We start from the raw sequence: 3,230 nt of genomic DNA, 5'->3' as shown, positions 1-3,230 counted from the left end.
GGGCGTGAAGACCTGGTCCAAGGACGGCGGCTCGCCCGTCACCTCGGCCGACATCGCCGTCGACGAACTGCTGAAAAGCCGCCTGCTCTCGGCCCGTCCCGACTACGGCTGGCTCTCGGAAGAGACCGCCGACGACCCCGCCCGCCTGAGCTGCGAACGCATTTTCATCGTCGATCCGATCGACGGCACCGTGGCGTTCATGAAGAACAAGCCGTGGTGGTGCGTCCCCATCGCCGTCATCGAGAACGGCCGTCCGGTCGCCGCCGTGATCCACGCCCCGCAACTGAACGAGACCTTCGAGGCCACCCTGGGCGGTGGCGCGCGCCTGAACGGCCAGCCGATCACGGCTTCCGATACAGACGCGCTGGAAGATGCCTCCATGCTGGCCGACGCCATGCTGATGCAGAGCCCGCGCTGGGCCGAGCCCTGGCCGGCGATGCGGCTGGAGAAGCGCAACGCCATCGCCTATCGCATGGCCCTGGTCGCCGCCGGGGCCTTTGACGCCGCCATCGCCATCTCGCCCAAATGGGACTGGGACATCGCTGCCGGCGACCTGATCGCGCATGAGGCGGGCGCCCGCGTCACCGACCACCAGGGCAACGGCTGGACCTTCAACCGCCCGGACCCGCGCCAGGCCAGCCTCGTCTGCTCGGCCCCGGCCCTGCACCCGTTGATCCTGGAGCGGACAAGGCCTATCCCGCTGACACCCTAAGGCCTCCCCGCCCTCACAGGATCCCCATGCCCCAGCACACCGAAGTCGAAACCCCGCAGCTGCTCCACCTCGTCATCGGCGGCGAGCTCCGCCACCTCGACGCCCCCGTCTTCCGCGACCTGACCAAGGTCGAGTTCGTCGGCGCCTACGGCTCCTACGCCGAGGCCCGCCAGGCCTGGAAGGCCCGCGCCCAGGCGACCGTCGACAACGCCCTGATGCGCTTCTTCATCCTGCATGCGCACAAGATGATCGACCCGCGCGGCGACGACCACGCCCATTGAGGCCACGCGAGGAACCGGTCAGCGAACCCTTTCGGGGCTGGCACGCTTCATGAAGGTTCGGGGCGCGCAAAGGAGCGGTCTATGGCCCCATTTCTGGTGATTTTCCTGCTGCTGGCGCTTGGTGCCGGCATCGTGGCCTGGCACACGATCGGCTATCCACACGCCCCCGCCGCGCCGCGCCGCCCGGCGCGAAAGCCTGCGCCGCCGGTCCCGGACGCGGTCGCACCCTCGCCCGAACCGGTCTTTGCGCCGACACAGTATACCCCTACCCTGGCTCCCAAACCGGTGCGGTCGGCACAGCCCGCCGATCCCTTCGCCCACGCGCCCTCATTCGATGGAGACGCCCGCCCATGACCCTTTTCGGCACAACGCTCGACGGTCCGGCCATCGCAGCCCTGGTCGGGATGCTCCTGGCCCTGGTGCTCTGGACCATGTCGTTGAAGGGCGAGATGGGCTACGCGCGCTGGTTCAAACAGTGGGAGGCCGAGCGCAAGGCCCGGCGCGACGCCGAACTGGCCAGGGAACGCGGCGAGGCCCCGCCGCCCGCCGACGGCCCACCACGCGGTCCCTGGGGCTGACTACTCGCGCCGAAGGAGTCGGTCGGTCAGCAAGGTCCCCCACCACCCCGCCTTGAACTCGGCCCGGATCGCCTTGGGGTCATAGGTCGGGCTGTCGATCCATTCGAGGAAGCCGATCCCCGTCGGTTCGATCTCCCGGACGTACTTCTCCAGAAAGAAGTCCAGCACCCCGGTCAGCCCCTCGCGGCTGTGCAGATAGCGCTTGGACAACTGCCCCATCGCCACCGAGATCGGCTCGCCCAGGTGGAAATGGCGATAGAAGACCGCCATCAGCCCCGCCCGATCCGCCCCGGACTTGCAGTGGATCAGCACCGGATACTCGACCGTCTCGAACAGCCGCTTCGCCCGATACACCCGATCCGGCGTCGGCACGTCGCGCGAATCCAGCGGCGCATCGATCAACGTCAGCCCCAGCCGCTCGCACGCCGCCTTCTCCAGCGCATAATAGCTCTCGTCCCGCACGCCCCTCAGATTGATGACGGTCCTCACGCCCCGCCGCGCCCATCCCGCCAGTTGCCGGGGCGACGGCTGGTTGGTCCGCACCAGGTCCGGTCCCAGCCAGTGCGCATTGGAAAACGCTAGCCTCAGAAAGGCGTGGTCGCTCCAGAAATAGTCCCAGCCGGCATGAAACCGGCCGCCGGGCGTGGAGAGGTCGAAACGGGCCATGGTTCGCAGATAGCGGCTGGCACCCGTCCCGTCACCCGCCTTGAAGTCGTACAGGATGTGGTACATATTCCGGTCATGGACGTCCTGACCTTTTCCGAAACCCGCGCCAACCTGAAGTCCGTGATGGATCAGGTGGTCGATGACCACAATCCTGTGGTGGTGGCGCGCAAGCGTGGCCAGGCGGTGGTCATCGTTTCGCTCGACGACTGGAATGCCATGGAAGCGACGCAGTATCTGCTTTCCAGCCCGGCTAACGCTGCGGCCCTCCGGGCGTCGATCGCCGAGCTTGAAGCCGGCGGTGGCACCGAGCGCGAACTGATCGAGCCTTGAAGGTTCTCTTCACGGCGCGAGCCTGGGCTCAGTATCAGCATTGGGTGTCTGACGATCGCGATTCCCTGGCCCGTCTGAATTCCCTGATCGAAGAGTGTCGCCGTGATCCCTTCCGGGGCTTGGGCAAGCCTGAGCCTTTGAAGAATGAATTCAGAGGCTGGTGGTCACGCCGCATCGATAAGGAGCATCGGCTGGTGTACCGGGTGTCGGGCAGCCCTCCCGATCAGTTGCTGGAAATCGTTCAGTGCCGGTTCCACTACTGAACGCCGGTCGACCGTCACGCCGCTTGACTTGCCGGACCGTCCGTCCGACCTCCCTCCCATGACGACCCCCACGCCCGCCGAACAGGACGAAGGCCTGCGCCCGCTGCTGGCGCGGATCTGGCGCGACTATCTCTCGCATCACAAGGCGGCGCTGTTCACCTCGATGCTGTGCGCGGCAGCGGCCGGGGGGCTGTCGGCCCTGACGCTGAAGTTGCTGGAGCCGGCGATCAACGGACTGTTCCTGCAACAGAACGCGCCGATGAAGCTCTGGGGCCTGATCGACATCGTACCGGGCCAGGCCCTGATCGTGATCCCGTCCGCCATCGTCGCCGTCGCCTTCGTCTGGACACTGGCCAGCCTGGGTCAGGCGGCGCTGGTCAACCGGCTGGGCCACGGCATC

The 3,230-nt window shown here is 67.1% G+C and carries 7 protein-coding genes and 1 pseudogene; 7 read left to right on the top strand and 1 reads right to left on the bottom strand.

Annotated features, from left to right (window positions below; genetic code table 11):
- The 4 genes from ACILQR_RS16225 to ACILQR_RS16210 all read left to right on the top strand — a co-directional run.
- A partial coding sequence (locus ACILQR_RS16225; protein WP_395652399.1) for a 3'(2'),5'-bisphosphate nucleotidase CysQ occupies positions 1-712 on the top strand: 712 nt, incomplete at its 5' end.
- Between the two features lie 26 nt (positions 713-738).
- Complete coding sequence (locus tag ACILQR_RS16220) at positions 739-993, top strand: DUF4170 domain-containing protein (protein ID WP_395652398.1); 255 nt, start codon at positions 739-741, stop codon at positions 991-993.
- Positions 994-1,074: 81 nt separating this feature from the next.
- Entirely contained in the window at positions 1,075-1,347 is a 273-nt protein-coding gene (locus ACILQR_RS16215; RefSeq protein ID WP_395652397.1) for a hypothetical protein, read from the top strand.
- Positions 1,344-1,571 carry a hypothetical protein gene (locus ACILQR_RS16210; RefSeq protein ID WP_395652396.1) on the top strand — a complete coding sequence of 76 codons (228 nt, stop codon included), beginning with the start codon at positions 1,344-1,346 and terminating at the stop codon, positions 1,569-1,571. Before ACILQR_RS16215 ends, ACILQR_RS16210 begins: the two co-directional genes overlap by 4 nt.
- Here ACILQR_RS16210 and ACILQR_RS16205 read toward each other — a convergent pair whose 3' ends face one another.
- The gene (locus ACILQR_RS16205; protein ID WP_395652400.1) at positions 1,572-2,237 is read right to left on the bottom strand and encodes a beta-lactamase hydrolase domain-containing protein; all 666 of its coding nucleotides are present in this window, start codon (positions 2,235-2,237) and stop codon (positions 1,572-1,574) included.
- A 75-nt stretch (positions 2,238-2,312) separates the two neighbouring features.
- Between ACILQR_RS16205 and ACILQR_RS16200 the strand changes: the two genes are divergently transcribed.
- The 3 genes and pseudogenes from ACILQR_RS16200 to ACILQR_RS16190 form a co-directional block, all read left to right on the top strand.
- Complete coding sequence (locus tag ACILQR_RS16200; RefSeq protein ID WP_395652395.1) at positions 2,313-2,567, top strand: type II toxin-antitoxin system Phd/YefM family antitoxin; 255 nt, start codon at positions 2,313-2,315, stop codon at positions 2,565-2,567.
- On the top strand, positions 2,564-2,830 hold the full coding sequence (locus tag ACILQR_RS16195) for a Txe/YoeB family addiction module toxin (protein ID WP_395652394.1): 267 nt from the start codon (positions 2,564-2,566) through the stop codon (positions 2,828-2,830). The genes ACILQR_RS16200 and ACILQR_RS16195 overlap by 4 nt, the downstream gene beginning before the upstream one ends.
- Before the next feature lie 58 nt (positions 2,831-2,888).
- A pseudogene (locus ACILQR_RS16190) lies at positions 2,889-3,230 on the top strand (ABC transporter ATP-binding protein); the annotation flags it as partial.

It is taken from the genome of Brevundimonas sp. (assembly GCF_044239655.1).
In the GTDB taxonomy this organism is placed as follows: Bacteria; Pseudomonadota; Alphaproteobacteria; order Caulobacterales; family Caulobacteraceae; genus Brevundimonas.
The sequence above is the reverse complement of the archived record's forward strand: the minus strand, read 5'-3'. Positions and strand labels throughout refer to the sequence as shown.